This is a genomic window from Nocardiopsis oceanisediminis, from assembly GCF_048595525.1.
GTDB classification, from domain to species: Bacteria; Actinomycetota; Actinomycetes; order Streptosporangiales; family Streptosporangiaceae; genus Nocardiopsis_A; species Nocardiopsis_A oceanisediminis.
The window spans coordinates 3,459,693-3,476,016 of the sequence record NZ_JAFMZJ010000001.1 but is presented as its reverse complement, the minus strand read 5'-3'; the positions used below and the strand labels follow the sequence as shown (position 1 = coordinate 3,476,016).

14 protein-coding genes are annotated in these 16,324 nt (G+C 76.5%); 11 read left to right on the top strand and 3 right to left on the bottom strand.

Annotation, left to right across the window (positions count from 1 at the left end; genetic code table 11):
- Positions 1 to 19: 19 nt before the first annotated feature.
- Entirely contained in the window at positions 20 to 841 is an 822-nt protein-coding gene (locus J0910_RS15330; protein WP_420159186.1) for an alpha/beta fold hydrolase, read from the bottom strand.
- Between the two features lie 60 nt (positions 842 to 901).
- Positions 902 to 1,720, bottom strand: a complete 819-nt coding sequence (locus J0910_RS15325; protein ID WP_420159185.1) for an alpha/beta fold hydrolase — start codon at positions 1,718 to 1,720, stop codon at positions 902 to 904.
- A gap of 216 nt (positions 1,721 to 1,936) precedes the next feature.
- Between J0910_RS15325 and J0910_RS15320 the strand changes: the two genes are divergently transcribed.
- The 5 genes from J0910_RS15320 to J0910_RS15300 all read left to right on the top strand — a co-directional run bounded on the left by J0910_RS15320 (position 1,937) and on the right by J0910_RS15300 (position 9,037).
- Positions 1,937 to 2,719, top strand: a complete 783-nt coding sequence (locus tag J0910_RS15320) for an APH(3') family aminoglycoside O-phosphotransferase (RefSeq protein WP_420162001.1) — start codon at positions 1,937 to 1,939, stop codon at positions 2,717 to 2,719.
- A 578-nt stretch (positions 2,720 to 3,297) separates the two neighbouring features.
- Positions 3,298 to 3,816: a GNAT family N-acetyltransferase gene (locus J0910_RS15315; RefSeq protein WP_420159184.1), complete on the top strand. Its 519-nt coding sequence runs from the start codon at positions 3,298 to 3,300 to the stop codon at positions 3,814 to 3,816.
- Between the two features lie 198 nt (positions 3,817 to 4,014).
- Entirely contained in the window at positions 4,015 to 5,397 is a 1,383-nt protein-coding gene (locus J0910_RS15310) for an MFS transporter (RefSeq protein ID WP_420159183.1), read from the top strand.
- Positions 5,394 to 7,547 carry a molybdopterin oxidoreductase family protein gene (locus tag J0910_RS15305; protein WP_420159182.1) on the top strand — a complete coding sequence of 718 codons (2,154 nt, stop codon included), beginning with the start codon at positions 5,394 to 5,396 and terminating at the stop codon, positions 7,545 to 7,547. Before J0910_RS15310 ends, J0910_RS15305 begins: the two co-directional genes overlap by 4 nt.
- A complete protein-coding gene (locus J0910_RS15300) occupies positions 7,544 to 9,037 on the top strand; it encodes an FAD-dependent oxidoreductase (RefSeq protein WP_420159181.1) in 1,494 nt (497 codons plus the stop codon). Before J0910_RS15305 ends, J0910_RS15300 begins: the two co-directional genes overlap by 4 nt.
- Before the next feature lie 237 nt (positions 9,038 to 9,274).
- Here the strand turns inward: J0910_RS15300 and J0910_RS15295 are convergent, their stop codons facing one another.
- Complete coding sequence (locus J0910_RS15295; protein WP_420159180.1) at positions 9,275 to 9,898, bottom strand: Uma2 family endonuclease; 624 nt, start codon at positions 9,896 to 9,898, stop codon at positions 9,275 to 9,277.
- Between the two features lie 237 nt (positions 9,899 to 10,135).
- Here J0910_RS15295 and J0910_RS15290 point away from each other — a divergent pair, with 237 nt between their 5' ends.
- The 6 genes from J0910_RS15290 to J0910_RS15265 are packed head-to-tail and all read left to right on the top strand — an operon-like array spanning position 10,136 to position 16,254.
- A complete protein-coding gene (locus J0910_RS15290) occupies positions 10,136 to 10,711 on the top strand; it encodes a helix-turn-helix domain-containing protein (protein ID WP_420159179.1) in 576 nt (191 codons plus the stop codon).
- A gap of 59 nt (positions 10,712 to 10,770) precedes the next feature.
- A complete protein-coding gene (locus tag J0910_RS15285) occupies positions 10,771 to 11,904 on the top strand; it encodes an ABC transporter substrate-binding protein (protein ID WP_420159178.1) in 1,134 nt (377 codons plus the stop codon).
- Between the two features lie 5 nt (positions 11,905 to 11,909).
- Entirely contained in the window at positions 11,910 to 12,770 is an 861-nt protein-coding gene (locus J0910_RS15280) for an ABC transporter permease (RefSeq protein WP_420159177.1), read from the top strand.
- The gene (locus J0910_RS15275) at positions 12,767 to 13,606 is read left to right on the top strand and encodes an ABC transporter permease (protein WP_420159176.1); all 840 of its coding nucleotides are present in this window, start codon (positions 12,767 to 12,769) and stop codon (positions 13,604 to 13,606) included. Before J0910_RS15280 ends, J0910_RS15275 begins: the two co-directional genes overlap by 4 nt.
- Positions 13,596 to 14,750, top strand: coding sequence for an ABC transporter ATP-binding protein (locus J0910_RS15270; RefSeq protein ID WP_420159175.1), 1,155 nt, complete (start codon positions 13,596 to 13,598; stop codon positions 14,748 to 14,750). The genes J0910_RS15275 and J0910_RS15270 overlap by 11 nt, the downstream gene beginning before the upstream one ends.
- Before the next feature lie 58 nt (positions 14,751 to 14,808).
- Positions 14,809 to 16,254, top strand: a complete 1,446-nt coding sequence (locus tag J0910_RS15265) for an NAD(P)/FAD-dependent oxidoreductase (RefSeq protein ID WP_420159174.1) — start codon at positions 14,809 to 14,811, stop codon at positions 16,252 to 16,254.
- The last annotated feature ends 70 nt before the right edge of the window (positions 16,255 to 16,324 follow it).

Genomic DNA, 16,324 nt, shown 5'->3' with positions numbered 1-16,324 from the left:
CCCTGCCGCCGGGCCCGGGTCAGGACCGGGCCGCCATCTCGGTGAAGAACCCGCGCAGCACCGGCGCGATCGCCTCCGGCCGCACCACGTGGTCCTCGCCGCGCACCACCGCCCGCCGCACGTCGGACAGGACCGCGGCCAGCGCGTCGGAGCCCATCCCGTAGAGCGGCTCGCTCTTCTCCCCGCTGGCCACCAGCACCGGGGCGCGCACCGCGTCCCAGCGCCGCGCCGCCGGCGGCGCCCCCGACATCGCCTCGGCCAGCAGCACCCCGTCGTAGGCCAGGGTGTGCGCGGCGTCCTGCATCAGCGCATAGGAGGGGTCGCGGCGGATCGGCTCCAGCTCCCCGGCCGGCACCCCCACCGCCTCGGTGAGGAAGCAGTCCACCGCCTCGGCGCGGCGGCCCTCGGCGGCCAGCGCCCCCACCCGCCGGGCGTAGTCGGCGGGCAGCGGGGCCCGCCCCCCGCCCACCACGAACGGCGGCTCGTACAGCGCCAGCGCCGCGACGGCCAGCCCGCGGGCGGCGGCCTCCAGGGCCAGCACCGCCCCCGAGGACACCCCGAACAGGAAGGCGCGGCCGCCGGCGGCTCCGATCAGCGCGGCGATGTCGTCGACCTCGCGCTGCACGATGCCGTCGACCCCGCCGGCGTCGCCGCTGCCGCCGCGGCCGCGCCGGTCGTAGCCGAACACGGTGAAGGAGTCGGAGAGCAGGGCGGCCAGGCCGCCGGTCGGGTCGAAGGCCCGCCGGCCCATGGTGCCGTGCACCAGGATGAGGGCGGGACCCGATCCGCGCCGCTCGTAGGCGATGGCGGTCCCGTCCCGGGATATCGTCGTCTGCTGCATGGGGGTGTTCCTCCTCGCTGCGGGGGCGCCGGGGCCCGGCCGGGCGTGTGTGCTCGAAGGTCAGCCGGCCTCGGGGCCGGCCTTGGCGGCGGTGTCGGTGAGGAACTCCTCGATCATCGGGATCAGCAGGTCGTCCCGGTGCACCGCGGTGATGTGGGTGGTGCCGGGCAGCACGGCCAGCCGCGCGGCGGGCAGCCCGGCCAGGTCCCCCGGAACGCCGCCGCCGAGGAGCCGGAACAGCTCCGCGGCGTGCTCGGGGCGGACGATGTCGGAGTCGCCGACGGCCAGCAGCACCGGCGCGGTGATCGCGCGCAGCTCCTCGGGCGTCCAGGTCCTGATGTCGGAGTCCAGCTCCTGCACCTTGGCGAAGAGCCCGGCCCAGCCCCGCGGGTCGGGGGCGGTGCGCATGTACTCCTCATAGAACGGGGAGCCGGCCATGTCCTCGGCGGCCATCTCCCCGATCCCGCCCAGCACCTCGGGGTAGACGCCCTCGGGGGAGAACCCGACCGAGATCAGCACCAGCGAGCGCACCAGCTCCGGCTCGGCCGCCGCCAGCTCCATCGCCACGCTGCCGCCCATGCTGTAGCCGAGCACGTCGGCCGGGCCGCCGACCACCTCGCGCAGCAGCCCGGCGACGTCGGAGGCCATCGCCTTCTCGCTGAGCGGCCGGCCGGTGTCGGGGGTGCGCCCGTGCCCCTGCAGCTCCACCGCGACGACCCTGCGCCGCCGGGCCAGCGCCGGCAGCAGCACCCCGAAGGAGGTCCCGATGCCCGACAGCGCCCCGTGCAGCAGCACCAGCGGGTCGCCCTCGCCGTGCACCTCGTAGTACATGTCGACGCCGTTGACCGCCGCCCGGCCGCTGCGCACCGCCTCGCCCATGGGGGATTCCTCTTCCCGTTCCCGGGCGCGCCGCCGCGGCGCGCCTCTCACCCCTCTCAGACCGGGGGCGGCGGCGGAACTCATCGCCGCGGCGGGCAATTCCGCCGCCGAGAACCGCGCGGACCGCGCACCGGGCGCGGAACCCCGGGTCAGCGGCCCGCCGAGGAGGAAACCCGTTTCCGCCCCGGCCCCGGGCGGTGGCAGGCTGTGGGGGTGATCGACTCCGTCCGCCGGCGGCTCCGCCGCCGCCATCTGCTGCACTCCTGGACCCGGGTGTCCACCGGCGCCTCCGGCGACGAGGTGTGGCGCCTGTCCGGGCGCTCCGATCTCTACGCCAAGATCAGCGCCGACCCCGCCGGACTGGCCGCCGAGGCCGAGCGCGCCCGCTGGCTGACCGGCGCCGGGGTGGCCGCCCCCGAACCGGTGGAGCTGGGCGAGCGCGACGGCACCGGCTGGCTGGTCAGCACCGCGCTCCCCGGCCGCCCGGTCTCCGCGGACTGGCCCGCGCACCTGCGCGCGCCGGTGGTGGCCGCCTTCGCCCGGCTCGCCCGCCGCCTGCACGACCTGCCCGCCGGCGACTGCCCGTTCGACCGCGGCCTGGACACCGCCCTGCCCCTGGCCCGCGAGCGGGTGGCCGCCGGCGCCGTCGACCCCGGGGACTTCGACGACGAGCGCCGGGACGCGTCCCCCGAGGAGGCCCTGGCCGAACTGGAGGCGCGCCGCCCCGCCGAGCCCGCCGCCGACACCGCGGTCTGCCACGGCGACCTCACCGGCGACAACGTCCTCATCGACCCGGCCACCCTGGAGTGGACCGGGGTGGTGGACACCGCCCGCCTGGGCGTCTCCGACCGCCACCGCGACCTCGCCCTCGCCCTGCGCGACCTGGGCGACGAGCCCTACGGGCCGTCCTTCGCCCGCGCCTTCGCCCACCACTACGGCGACCACCTGGTCGACGGCGAGCGCCTGGCCTACTACCGGCTGCTGGACGAGTTCTTCTGACCCGGGCCGGGCCGGCGGAGGCCGCGCGGAGCATCTCGCCGTCCCCGTCCGGCCAGGGGAGCGGCACCGGCCCGCGGCCCTGCGGCCGGGGCACTGCGGCGGAGGCGCAGGGAACCCGGCCGCGGTCCGATCCCGCCCCGCCGGCCGCACCGGCGACGGGATTCCGCCTCGGAGGGGCGGCCGTCCGGATTGCGCGCGATGCGCAGCGGCGCCCCTTGGCCGCGTCCGGCCCCACGGCGGGCAGCGCGGCCAGCGGGGCGCCCTGCCCGATCAGCCGGCGGTGCACCGGCTCCCCATGTCCAGGACCAGCGCCCCCGTCACGGTGGCGCTGATCCGCGCCGCGAACGGCGCCTCCTTCCCGCCCGGCCCGTCCACCGCCGGAATCACCGGGATGAACGGTGGGCCTCATCGGCGATGACCTGCGGGAACGGCGACCGTGATCCTCGCGGCGGCCGTACCGCCGCCCCTGACCCGGTACGCGGCCGCGCGCACACCGGCCGCACGCGGCCACCGGCGGCACGCGGCCACCGGCGGCAAAAGGGTTGCCGGGGCGGCGGGGGCCGGGCAGGGTGGCCGCCATGCCGAGCCTGCACGCCGCGACCATCACCACCCGGCGCCTGGTGCTGGAACCCATCACCCCCGGCCACGCCGGGGAGATGGCCGGCGTCCTGGCCGACCCCGGGCTCTACACCCACATCGGCGGGGAGCCGCCCTCCGCCGCCGACCTGCGCCGCCGCTACACCGCCTGGGCCGCCGGCGCCCCCGACCCGGGCGTCTCCTGGTGCAACTGGGCGGTCACCGCCGGCGGGCGGGCGGTGGGGACCGTCCAGGCCACCGTCGAGGAGCGCCCCGGGGCCGAGACCCGCGCCGCGCTGGCCTGGATCACCGGCGCCCCCTGGCAGGGCCGCGGCTACGCCGCCGAGGCCGCCCGCGCCCTGGCCGAATGGCTGGCCGGCCAGGGGGTACACCGGATCAGCGCGGCCGTGCACCCCGCCAACACCGCCTCCGAGCGCACCGCCCGCGCCTGCGGCATGCGCCCCACCGGCCGCTGGGAGGAGGGCGAGCGGATCTGGGAGCGCCGCACCCCCGCGGCCTGACCCCGCCCGGCCCCGCGAACGGGGCGCCCGCCGCCGCCCGGATCCGCCCGCCGGAGCGGGCCGGCGCGGGCGCCTCACCGCGGGCCGGCCCCGGCGGTGAGCACCCCGTTTCCCCGGTGTTACCGGAGGACCCGCGCAGGTAACGGCGGCTTCCTAGCATCGTCGGCGTTCCACCCCGCCGACCTGGAAGGCCCCGCCGTGACGAGCCGAGACACCGCCGAACGCGCGGGCGGGCGCTGGATCGCCCGCTGGGACCCCGAGGACCGCGACTTCTGGGAGGCCTCCGGGCGGCGCATCGCCCGGCGCAACCTGTGGGTGTCGGTCTTCGCCGAGCACCTGGGCTTCTCGGTGTGGTCCATCTGGTCGGTACTGACCCTGTTCATGGTCCCCGAGGCCGGATTCGACTACACCCCCGCCCAGAAGTTCCTGCTGGTGTCGGTGGTGACCCTGGTCGGGGCGGTGCTGCGGGTGCCCTACACCCTGGCCGTGCCCGCGTTCGGCGGGCGCAACTGGACCACGCTGTCGGTGGCGGCCCTGCTGGTGCCCACCGCCACCGCGGTGCTGCTCGTCCAGCGCCCCGACACCCCGTTCTGGCTGTTCCTGCTGCTGGCCGCCACCGCCGGGCTGGGCGGCGGGAACTTCTCCTCCTCCATGGCCAACATCAACTCCTTCTACCCCGAGCGGGAGAAGGGCCTGGCGCTGGGGCTCAACGCCGGCGGCGGCAACATCGGGGTGCCGGTGGTGCAGCTGGCCGGGCTGGCGGTGATCGCCGCGGCCGGCCCCGGCGGCGGGGCGCTGCTCGCCGCCGCCTACATCCCGCTGCTGGCCCTGGCCGCCTGGCTGTCCTGGACCCGGATGGACAACCTGGCCGCCGTCCGCGCCGACACCGGCGCCCAGACCGCCACCGCCGGAGACCGCGACTTCTGGATCATGTCCCTGCTCTACATCGGCACCTTCGGGTCCTTCATCGGGTTCTCCTTCGCCTTCGGGCTGCTGCTGCAGAACCAGTTCGGCCGCACCCCGCTGGAGGCCGCCGCGGTCACCTTCCTCGGCCCGCTCATCGGGTCGCTGATCCGCCCGGTGGGCGGCAGGCTGGCCGACCGGTTCGGCGGCGCCCGCGTCACCCTGGCGAACTTCCTGGCCATGGCCGCCGGCACCGCGCTGATCGTGGCCGCCTCCCTGACCGGCTCCCTGGCGCTGTTCACCGCCGCCTTCATCGCCCTGTTCGTGCTCACCGGCATCGGCAACGGCTCCACCTACAAGATGATCCCCTCCATCTACGCCGCCCGCGCCGCCGACCTCGCCGCCTCCGGCACCCCCCGGGCCGAGGCCGAGGCCCGGTTCCGCCGCATCTCCGGGGCGGCCCTGGGGCTGGTCGGCGCCATCGGCGCGCTCGGCGGGGTCGCCATCAACCTGGTCTTCCGCCAGTCCTTCGAGGCCACCGGCGGCGCCACCCCCGCCTACACCGCCTTCCTCGGCTTCTACCTGCTGTGCGCCGCCGTCACCTGGGCGGTCTACCTGCGCCGGCCGCGCACCGCCTCCGCCGCACCGACCGCCGCCACCGGGGCGGGGGCGCGATGACCCGCACCCACTGCCCCTACTGCGCGCTGCAATGCGCCATGCACGTCGAACCCGCCCCCGGCGGGCGCTGGGCCACCCGCCCCGCCGACTTCCCGGTCAACCGGGGCGGGCTGTGCCGCAAAGGGTGGACCGCCGCCGAACTGCTCACCCACCCCGACCGGCTCACCGCCCCGCTGCTGCGCACCGGGCGCGGCGGCCGGCTGCGGCCGGTCGACTGGGACACCGCCCTGGACCACGTCGCCGGCCGGCTGCGCGCCCTGCGCGCCGAGCACGGCCCCGACGCCGCCGCGGTGTTCGGCTCCGGCGGGCTGACCAACGAGAAGTCCTACCTGCTGGGCAAGTTCGCCCGGCTGGCGCTGGGCACCTCCCGCATCGACTACAACGGCCGGTTCTGCATGTCCTCCGCGGCCGCCGCGGGCAACCGCGCCTTCGGCCTCGACCGCGGCCTGCCCTTCCCCGTCACCGACCTGGCCGGCGCCGAGGCGGTGCTGCTGGCCGGCGCCAACCCCGCCGAGACCATGCCGCCGCTGATGGGGCACCTGTCCGCGCCCCGGCTGATCGTCGTCGACCCCCGGCGCACCGCCACCGCCCGGGCCGCCCTGGACGCCGGCGGCCTCCACCTGGCGCCCCGGCCCGGCACCGACACCGCCCTGGCACTGGGGCTGCTGCACGCCGCCCGGGTCCAGGGCCTGCTCGACGAGGACTACATCGCGCGCCGCACCACCGGCTTCGAAGCGGCCTGGGCCCAGGCCGTGCCGTGGTGGCCCGAGCACACCGAGCAGGTCACCGGGGTGCCCGCGCACCTGGTCCGCGAGGCCGCCCGCACCCTGGGCGGGGCCGCCGCCGGGCGCGGCGCCCACGTGCTCACCGGGCGCGGCACCGAGCAGCACGCCAAGGGCACCGACACCGCCTCCGCCTGGATCAACCTGGCCCTGGCGCTGGGCCTGCCCGGCCGCCGCGGCTCCGGCTACGGCTGCCTGACCGGGCAGGGCAACGGCCAGGGCGGCCGGGAGCACGGCCAGAAGGCCGACCAGCTCCCCGGCTACCGGCCCATCACCGACCCGGCGGCGCGCGCCGCCGTCGCCCGGGTGTGGGGGGTGGACCCCGGCGAGCTGCCCGGCCCCGGGGTCAGCGCCTACGAGCTGCTGGACTCCCTGGGCACCCCCGGCGGCCCCAAGGCGCTCCTGGTGTTCGGCTCCAACCCGGCGGTCTCCGCCCCCGCCGCCGCCCGCGTCCGCGACCGCCTGGCCGCCACCGACCTGCTGGTCGTCGCCGACTTCGTGATGTCGGAGACGGCCCAGGCGGCCGACGTGGTGCTGCCGGTGGCCCAGTGGGCCGAGGAGGAGGGCACCATGACCAACCTGGAGGGCCGGGTGCTGCGCCGCCGCAAAGCACTCGACCCGCCGCCCGGGGTCCGCACCGACCTGCAGGTCATCGCCGGCCTGGCGGTCCGGCTGGGCCGCGGCGCCCGCGAGTTCCCCGCCGACCCCGGCGAGGTCCTGGCCGAGCTGCGCGCCGCCACCGCCGGCGCCCCCGCCGACTACTCCGGCGTCACCCCCGAGCGGCTGGAGGCCGGCGAGGCGCTGCACTGGCCGGTGCCGGCCGGCGACGGCGGCCCGCCCGCGCCGCCCACGCCCCGGCTGTTCCTGGACCGCTTCGCCCACCCCGGCGGGCGGGCCCGGTTCGCCCCCGTCGCGCACCGCCCTCCGGCCGAGGACCCCGACCCCGACCACCCGCTGCTGCTCACCACCGGCCGCACCATGGGCCACTACCAGTCCGGGGCGCAGACCCGCCGGATCGGCGAGCTGGCCGACGCCGAACCCGGGGCGTGGGTGGAGGTCCACCCCGACACCGCCGCCGAGCACGGGCTGTCCCCGGCGGGGTGGGCGCGGCTGACCTCCCGGCGCGGCACCATGCTCGCCCGGGTGCGGCTGCAGAGCACCGCCCGCCGCGACACCGTCTTCGCCCCCTTCCACTACGGCGGCGACCAGACCGCCAACGACCTGACCAACCCCGCCCTCGACCCGGTCAGCCGGATGCCGGAGTTCAAGGTCGCCGCCGTGCGCATCGAACCCGCCCCGCCGCCCGGCCCCGGCGCGGAGCGGGACCCGGCCCGAACCGGCCGGCGCACCACCGGAGGTCCCCGATGACGCCCGACGCCCCGCACCCGCCGCGCCGCATCGCGGTCATCGGCAACGGCATGACCGGCGCCCGCTTCGCCGAGGAGGTCGCCCGCCGCGACCCCGGCGGGCGGCGGGTGCGGCTGACCGTCGTCGGCGAGGAGGAGGGCCCCGCCTACAACCGGGTGCTGCTGCCCGGGATCGTGGAAGGCGCCTACGCCCCCGGCGACATCGCGCTGCCCGAACCGCAGGCTCCCGGGATCACCCGCCGCACCGGCACCGCCGCCGTCCGGATCGACCCCGCCCGCCGCCGCGTCGACCTGGACGACGGCGACCGCCTGGACTACGACGACCTGGTGCTGGCCACCGGCGCTAGGGCCGCCCTGCCGCCGCTGGAGGGGCTGCGCGCCCCCGACGGCGGCCCCGGGGACGGCGTCACCGCCCTGCGCGACCTGGCCGACTGCCGGCGGCTGCGGGCCCTGGTGCGCCCCGGCGCGCCCGTCGTCGTGCTCGGCGGGGGAGTGCTGGGGCTGGAGACCGCCCGCGCGCTGGCCGCCGCCGGCGCCCGGGTGTCGGTGGTGGAGTCCTCCCCCTGGATCATGCGCCGCCAGATCGACCGCGCCGCCGCCGAGGTCCTCGCCCGCGCCTACACCGCGCTGGGCGTGGCGGTGCACTCCTGGCGGGTGGCGGCCCGCTGGGCGCCCGGCACCGGGCTGGAGCTGGACGACGGCCGGGTGCTGCCCGGCGACGCCGTGGTGGTCACCGCCGGGGTGCGCCCGGCCACCGCGCTGGCCGAGGCCGCCGGGCTGGCGGTGGACGGCGGGGTGCTCGTCGACGACCGGCTGTCCACCAGCGACCCGCGCGTCCACGCCATCGGCGACTGCGCCCGCCACCCCGCCGGCGGCGCCGGCCTGGTCCGGCCCGGCTACGAGCAGGCCGCCGCCCTGGCCGACCTGCTCACCGGGGCCGACCCCGCGGCCCGCTACACCGGCGCGCGCCCGCTCACCCGGCTCAAGGCCGCCGGCATCGACCTGACCGCGATGGGCGAGGCCGACCCCGAGCCCGGGGGCGGCGGGGCGGCCGATGCCGCCGGGCAGGTGCAGACGGTCACCGTCAGCGACCCGGGCCGGGGCCGCTACGCCCGGCTCAACCTGCGCGGCGACCGGATCAGCGGCGCGGTGCTGCTCGGCTTCCCCGACGCCGCCCCGGAGGTGTCCCGGCTGTTCGAGGCGGGCGCCGCGGTGCCCGAGGACCGGCTGGCCCTGCTGCAGGGCCTGCCCGCCGCCGCACCGGAGGGCCCCGGCGCCGAGGAGGAGGCGCCGGTGTGCCGGTGCAACGCGGTCACCCGCACCGGCATCGAGCGGGCCTGGCTGGACGGGGCCCGCACCCGCGCCGCCGTCGCCGAGGCCACCCGGGCCACCACCGGCTGCGGCGGGTGCGTCCGCGACGTCGACGCCCTGCTCGCGGGCATGGGCTCCGGCCGGGGGGAGAGGGAGGAGGAGCCGGCGGCCGCCCGCTGAGGCCGCCGCCGGGGGCGGCCCGAGGGCCCCGCGCCGCCGCCACCGCCTTCTTCGAGGCGGCCGTGGCCGCCGGGGCCGAGGTGCTGCACGAGCCGCGGGTGCGGCCGGGGTACCACGAGCACTGCTTCGGCGCGTCCGTCCGCGACCCGGACGGAAGCAGCGTCGATGCGGTCTGCCACCGCCCCGGATGGCCGGCCGCGAACAGAGGAGGGCGGCGCCGGAAGGCGCCGCCCCTGTTCAGTCCTGCTGGGGTTCTCCGCCGGGGCCGCCGATGTGCTCGCGCCAGTCGCCGTCCATGCCGATCAGCCAGTGCGGGACGACCGACACCGGGAAGGGGACCTCGGTGGTGAAGACGTCGGTGCCGAAGACCTGGGCGGCCTCCCGGTAGGCGTCGCCCTCCAGCCGCAGCTCGTAGATGGCGGGGTTCTCTTCCGCCGGGTTGACCATCCAGTAGGACGCGATGCCGAACGCCGCGTACTCCTGCCGCTTGGTATTGGTGTCCCGAAGGACGCTCTCCGGTGAGAGCACTTCGATCGCCAGCAGCGGCGGCTTGGTGAAGCGCGGTTTCTCGAAGTCCTTCCCGTGGAAGACCGCGCCATCGGGGATGCGATGGTGGGTCTTCTCCGCGTTGAAGTCGATCCCCACGGGACCGACGACCAAGAAGTCCGAGGGGGCCACCGTTCCGAGGTGGTGGACGAGCCGGTACTCGGCGATCGTGTGCAGCGAACCGGGGGCGGGGGACATGTCAAGCCTCCCGTCGACCAGCTCGTAGCGCCTGCCGTCGTCGGGCATGCGCTGCAGGTCCTCCACGGTCAGCGGCCGGTCCGGCGGCTGCCTCTCCTCGATGCCCATGGCAGACATGATGCCTCCAAGCGTTCACGGGAACCAGTATCCGAACCCGCGTTCGACCGCGCGGCGTTTTCCGGAAACCGGTGCGGCCCCTCCCCGCCCCGGCCGCCCGCTTCCCGCCCATGTGACCCGTTACACACTCTTTACTCCCGCCCCTCTTGCGGCCCCCGGGGCCCGTCACTGAACATCGATTGCCATCGGACTGAACAGAGTGTTCAGTCGCAGTGAACTGAACCTTCGGTAGGTGGCATGCCCTCCAGCAGCGACACCGGCCCCGGCCCCCGGATCAGGCAGTTCCGCACCATGCGGCGGATGACCGTGCGCACCCTGGCCGACATCGCCCAGGCCAGCCCCAGCTTCATCAGCCAGCTCGAACGCGGCCGCACCAACGCCAGCATCGGCACCCTGCGCCGCATCACCGCCGCCCTGGGCATCACCATGGCCGACCTGTTCGACGAGACCGCCCCCGCCCGCCCCCAGGTGGTGCGGCGCGCCGACCGGCCCCGGCTGGACGGCGCCCAGGGCGTGCACAAGTACCTCATCTCCCAGACGCCGCTGCGCAACGTCGAGGTCTACGCCGCCGACCTGGAACCCGGCGCCCGCACCAGCCCCACCCCCTACACCCACGGCGACTCCCAGGAGATCTTCCTGGTCATCGCCGGCCATGTGCGCATCTGGCTGGGGCCCGAAACCGACCAGCACGCCCACGACCTGGGCCCCGGCGACTCCATCGAGCACCCCAGCTCGGTGCCGCACCTGGCCGCCAACACCGGTGACGGCCCCGCCGAGGTGCTCTGGATCATCAGCCCCGCCACCCCCGACTGAACGACCTCCGGACCACCGGGCGAACCGCCTCCGCCGCCCCGCCCCCAGGGAGGACCCCCATGAGACCGCCCCGCCCCCGGCCCCCCGACCCGCGCCGCACCGCCCACGCCGCCCTGGCCGCGCTGCTGCTCACCGCCGCCGCCTGCGCCCCGCCCGCCGAACCCGCCGGCATCGACCTGGGATCCGGCCCGCCCCGCGCCGGCACCGTCCGCCCCGGCGCCCTGGACGGCACCGCGATGACCTTCGTCTCCTACGGCGGCAGCTACCAGAAGGGCCAGGAGGAGGCGGCCGTACACCCCTTCGCCGAGGAATCGGGGGCCCGCGTGGTCACCGACGGCCCCACCGACTACGCCAAGATCGCCGCCCAGGTCGAAGCCGACGCCGTCACCTGGGACGTCGTCGACACCGACGCCATCTGGGGCGAAGCCCACTGCGGCGACCTGCTCATGCCGCTGGACTTCACCGCCATCGACACCGCCGGCGTCCCCGAGGGCCTGGTCGGCGAGTGCACCGTGCCCGCCATGCAGTACGGCATGGTGCTCGCCTACAGCACCCGGGCCTACCCCGACGACCCGCCCACCACCTGGGCCGACTTCTTCGACACCCGCGCCTACCCCGGCAAGCGCGGCATCAGCGGCATCCCCAACGACCCCGCGCCCGGCCCCTACGAGGCCGCCCTGCTCGCCGACGGCGTCGCCCCCGGCGACCTCTACCCGCTGGACGTCCCCCGCGCCCAGGACCGCCTCGACACCGTCCGCGGCGACCTCGTCTTCTGGGAGACCGGCGCCGAGCAGCAGCAGCTCCTGGAGTCCGGCGAGGTCGACATGGCCATGGTGTGGAGCGGCCGCGCCTACGCCGCCGCCGACAACGGCGCCCCCTACGCCGTCTCCTGGGAGGACTGGCTGCCCGTGATGGACTCCCTCGGCGTCGTCAAGGGCACCCGCAACCCCCGCTCGGCCATGGCGCTGATCAACTACTACCTCGGCGCCGACCAGCAGGCCCGGCTCACCGAGCTCACCTCCTACTCGCCGATCCACACCGGCGCCCGCCCCGCCCTGGACGCCACCGCCGCGGAGTTCATGACCACCGCCCCCGGCCGCGCCGACCGGGCCGCCCCGGTGGACCGGCAGTGGTGGTCGGCCAACCAGCAGGACCTCGTCCAGGGCTGGTCGTCCTGGCTGGCGGGGCGGTGACCGCCATGGCCACCGCCACCGCGCCCGCCTCCGGGGCGGCGCGCGCCGCCGCCCGCCGCCCCGCCCTGCTGCTCCTGCCCGCCCTGGCCGCGCTCCTGGTCTTCTTCGGGGTGCCGCTGGCCGGCATCGCCTGGCGCGCCTTCACCGACCCCCAGCCCGGCCTGGCCAACTTCACCTGGTTCTTCACCCACCCCGCCAACCTCGACGCGCTGGGCCGCACCTTCACCACCGCCGCCTGGACCACCCTGGCCGCACTCGCCCTGGGCTACCCCTACGCCTACGCCATGACCCGCGCCGGCGCCCGCGGCCGCGCCCTGCTCACCCTGCTGGTGCTGGTCCCGTTCTGGACCAGCCTGATGGTGCGCACCTTCGCCTGGATGATCCTCATGCAGGACAGCGGCCTGATCAACCAGGTCCTCGGCGCCGCCGGACTGGGCCCGCTGCACCTCATCCGCACCCCCGCCGGGGTCGTCGTCGCGATGGTGCAGATGCTGCTGCCGTTCATGGTGCTGCCGCTGTACGCGGTGATGGCCGGCGTCGACCGCCGCCTGCTGTCGGCCGCGCGCAGCCTCGGCGCCCGCCCCGCCGCCGCCTTCCTCCAGGTCTACGTGCCGCTGTCGCTGCCCGGGGTGGCCGCCGGCGCGCTCACCGTCTTCATCAACGCCCTGGGCTTCTACGTCACCCCCGCCCTACTCGGCTCACCCGAGGACTCCCTGCTCTCCCAGGAGATCTTCACCCAGGTCAACGGGCTGCTGGAGTGGGGGCGCGGCGGCGCGATGGGCGTCGTCCTGCTCGCCATGACCCTGGGCCTGCTGGCCCTGGGCTCCCTGGCCCTGCACCTCAGCGGCAACCGGAGGAGACCATGACCGCCCCCGACGACACCGCCGCCCCCGCGGCGCGCCCCGCCCGCGGGCGCCCGCGCCCGCACCTGCTGCCGCTGTGGGTCTTCTGCACCCTGACCGGCGCCTGGCTGGTGCTGCCCGCCCTGGTCGTGGTGCCGCTGTCGTTCACCGACAAGGCCTCCCTGGCGTTCCCCCCGACCGGCTGGTCCACCCGCTGGTACGCCAACTTCTTCACCGACCCGCAGTGGTCGCGCTCCCTGCTGGACTCGCTGACCGTCGCACTGGCCGTCACCGCCACCGCCACCGTCCTGGGCACCGCGGCCGCCCTGGGCCTGACCCGCGCCAAGGTGCGCGGCCTGCCGCTGGCCCACGGGGCGCTGCTGGCCCCCGTCATCGTGCCCGGCGTGGTCGTCGCCATCGGCATGTACGGGCTGTTCCTGCAGCTCCGCCTCACCGGCACCTTCTTCGGGTTCCTCATGGCCCACACCGTGCTGGCGCTGCCCTTCGTCGTCATCCCGGTCACCGCCGCACTGCGCGGCTTCGACACCCGCTACGAGCAGGCCGCCGCCGTCCTGGGCGCCGGCCCGCTCACCGCCTTCCGCACCGTCACCCTGCCGATGATCGCCCCCGGCGTGGCCGCCGGAGCCCTGTTCGCCTTCGTCACCAGCTTCGACGAGGTCGTGGTCTCGCTGTTCGTGCAGAGCCCCTACCTGCGCACCCTGCCGGTGCAGATGTACAGCAGCGTCACCCGCGACACCGACCCCACCATCGCCGCCGCCGCGACCCTGATCATCTGCACCACCACCGCCCTCGTCACCGCAGCCGCACTGCTGATGTCCAGGAGGAGCCATGCAGGCTGAACCCGCCGCCGCCCCGGCGCCCGCCGACCTCGCCGGGCGCGGCGCCTCCATCCGGCTCCGGGCGGTCACCAAGCGCTTCGGCGGCTTCACCGCCGTCGACGGCGTCTCCCTGAAGGTGCGCCCCGGAGAGTTCATCACCCTGCTCGGGCCCTCCGGGTCCGGCAAGACCACCACCCTCAACATCATCGCCGGGTTCGCCCACGCCGACACCGGAACCCTGCACATCGACGGCGCCGACGTCGGCCCCGTCCCCGTGCACCGCCGCGACCTGGGCATGGTCTTCCAGCACTACGCCCTGTTCCCGCACATGAGCATCGCCGCCAACATCGCCTACCCGCTCAAGCAGCGCCGCACCCCCGGGCCCGAGCGCGCCCGCCTGGTGGAGGCCGCCCTGGACGCCGTCGGCCTCACCGGGTTCGCCCACCGCCGCCCCGCCGAGCTCTCCGGCGGCCAGCAGCAGCGCGCCGCCGTGGCCCGCGCCATCGTCTACCGCCCCCGCGCCCTGCTCATGGACGAGCCCCTGGGCGCCCTGGACCGCAAGCTCCGCGACCGCCTCCAGCTGGAGATCAAGCGCATCCACGCCGAACTGGGCACCACCTTCGTCTACGTCACCCACGACCAGGACGAGGCGCTGGCGCTGTCCGACCGGATCGCGGTGTTCAACCGCGGCCGCATCGAGCAGCTCGGCACCGCCGAAGAGCTCTACGAGCGGCCCCGCACCCTGTTCACCGCCCGCTTCCTCGGCGAGTCCACCGTCCTCACCGGAACCGTCCGCCGCGGCGGCGGCGCCCCCGCGGTGCACGCCTGCGGCCGGCCGCTGAGCGGCCGCGGCGACCTGCCGCCCTCCGCCGACCGCGCCGCCCTGGTGATCCGCCCCGAACGCATCACCGTGCACCCCGCCGGCCAGGCCCCCGAGCACACCGACCACCGCCACGTCCTGCCCGCCACCGTCACCGGCGCCGTCTACCTGGGCTCGGCCCGCAAACTCCGGCTGCGGCTGCCCGACGGGACCACCGCCCTGGCCCGCGAGCACGCCGGCGCCATCGGCACCGCCCGCCCCGGCGACGACGTCGCCCTGTCCTGGGCCGCCGCCGACGCCGTGCTGCTGGCCGACGACCCCGGCGCCGAGCAGACCGCCACCTGACCCGCCCCGCACCGCCGCGACAAGGAGGAAAGGGCGCACCCGCCGCCCGCACACCCCGATGCACCTGCTGCCCGCCGCCGCCCGCCTGAGCCGGGTACCCCGCTCACCGCACTTCGCCAACGGAGGCGTGTCCTTCTGGTACCGCCAGACCGGGCTGCCCGAGCGCCGCGCCCCGCTGCCCGGCTCCGCCGACTACGACGTGTGCATCGTCGGCGGCGGCTACACCGGCCTGTGGACCGCCTACTACCTCAAACGCGACCAGCCCGACCTGCGGATCTGCATCCTGGAGCGGGAGTTCGCCGGGTTCGGCGCCTCCGGCCGCAACGGCGGCTGGCTGTCGGCGGAGTTCGCCGGGTCCCGCCGCCGGCACGCAGCCGCCCGCGGCCGCCGCGCCATGATCGACCTGCAGCACGCCATGTTCGCCGGCGTCGACGAGGTCATCGACACCGCCCGGCGCGAAGGCATCGACGCCGACATCGCCAAGGGCGGCCTGGTGCACGCCGCCACCAACCCCGCCCAGCGCGAACGCCTGCTCGCCGAGGTCGAAGAGCTGCGCGACTGGGGCTACGGCCCCGGCGACCTGTACGTCATGGACCCCGGCGAGCGCGACCGGCGGATCCGCGTCGCCGGGGCGCTGGCCGCCGCCTACTCGCCGCACTGCGCCCGGATCCAGCCGGCCAAGCTCGCCCTGGGCCTGGCCCGCACCGTGGAGGCGCTGGGCGTGCACATCTACGAGGACACCGCCGTCACCGAGATCCGGCCGCGCACCGGCGCCGCCCCCGCCACCGCCGCCACCGACCGGGGCGAGGTGCGCGCCCAGTTCGTGCTGCGCGCCACCGAGGGCTTCACCGCCTCCCTGGCCGGCCAGCGCCGCCAGTGGCTGCCGATGAACAGCTCGATGATCGTCACCGAGCCCCTGGGCGCCGAGGCCTGGGACCGCATCGGCTGGCAGGGCCGCGAACTCCTCGGCGACGAGGCGCACGCCTACATCTACGCCCAGCGCACCGCCGACGACCGGATCGCCATCGGCGGGCGCGGCGTGCCCTACCGGTTCGGGTCGGCCACCGACGTGCGCGGCGCCACCCAGCCGCAGACCATCGCCGCGCTGTGGCGGGTGCTGACCCGGCTGTTCCCCGACGCCGCCGAGGTGCCCGTCGCGCACGCCTGGTGCGGGGTGCTGGGGGTGCCCCGCGACTGGTGCTCCACGGTCGACGCCGACCCGCGCACCGGCCTGGGCTGGGCCGGCGGGTACGTCGGCAGCGGCGTGACCACCACCAACCTGGCCGGGCGCACCCTGCGCGACCTGGTGCTGGGCCGCGACACCGAGCTGACCCGGCTGCCGTGGGTGGGGCGCAGGGTGCGCCCCTGGGAGCCCGAACCGCTGCGCTGGGCCGGCGTGCAGCTCATCTACCGCCTGTTCCGCACCGCCGACCGGCGCGAGGCCGAGCAGGCGGCGACCACCTCGGGCCATGCCCGGCTGGCCGAGCTGATCTCGGGCCGCTGACCCGCGGGCCCCGGGGAGGGGCCGGGGCGGGTCCGGTGCGCACGCCGTGCGCACCGGACCCGCCCCTTTC

Excerpts from the sequence above, each read along its gene's own strand:
- J0910_RS15330 (WP_420159186.1), bottom strand. The coding sequence starts at position 841 with ATGCAGCAGACGACGATATCCCGGGACGGGACCGCCATCGCCTACGAG.
- J0910_RS15325 (WP_420159185.1), bottom strand. The coding sequence starts at position 1,720 with ATGGGCGAGGCGGTGCGCAGCGGCCGGGCGGCGGTCAACGGCGTCGAC.
- J0910_RS15315 (WP_420159184.1), top strand. The coding sequence starts at position 3,298 with ATGCCGAGCCTGCACGCCGCGACCATCACCACCCGGCGCCTGGTGCTG.
- J0910_RS15305 (WP_420159182.1), top strand. The coding sequence starts at position 5,394 with ATGACCCGCACCCACTGCCCCTACTGCGCGCTGCAATGCGCCATGCAC.
- J0910_RS15300 (WP_420159181.1), top strand. The coding sequence starts at position 7,544 with ATGACGCCCGACGCCCCGCACCCGCCGCGCCGCATCGCGGTCATCGGC.
- J0910_RS15295 (WP_420159180.1), bottom strand. The coding sequence starts at position 9,898 with ATGTCTGCCATGGGCATCGAGGAGAGGCAGCCGCCGGACCGGCCGCTG.
- J0910_RS15290 (WP_420159179.1), top strand. The coding sequence starts at position 10,136 with ATGCCCTCCAGCAGCGACACCGGCCCCGGCCCCCGGATCAGGCAGTTC.
- J0910_RS15285 (WP_420159178.1), top strand. The coding sequence starts at position 10,771 with ATGAGACCGCCCCGCCCCCGGCCCCCCGACCCGCGCCGCACCGCCCAC.
- J0910_RS15280 (WP_420159177.1), top strand. The coding sequence starts at position 11,910 with ATGGCCACCGCCACCGCGCCCGCCTCCGGGGCGGCGCGCGCCGCCGCC.
- J0910_RS15275 (WP_420159176.1), top strand. The coding sequence starts at position 12,767 with ATGACCGCCCCCGACGACACCGCCGCCCCCGCGGCGCGCCCCGCCCGC.
- J0910_RS15270 (WP_420159175.1), top strand. The coding sequence starts at position 13,596 with ATGCAGGCTGAACCCGCCGCCGCCCCGGCGCCCGCCGACCTCGCCGGG.
- J0910_RS15265 (WP_420159174.1), top strand. The coding sequence starts at position 14,809 with ATGCACCTGCTGCCCGCCGCCGCCCGCCTGAGCCGGGTACCCCGCTCA.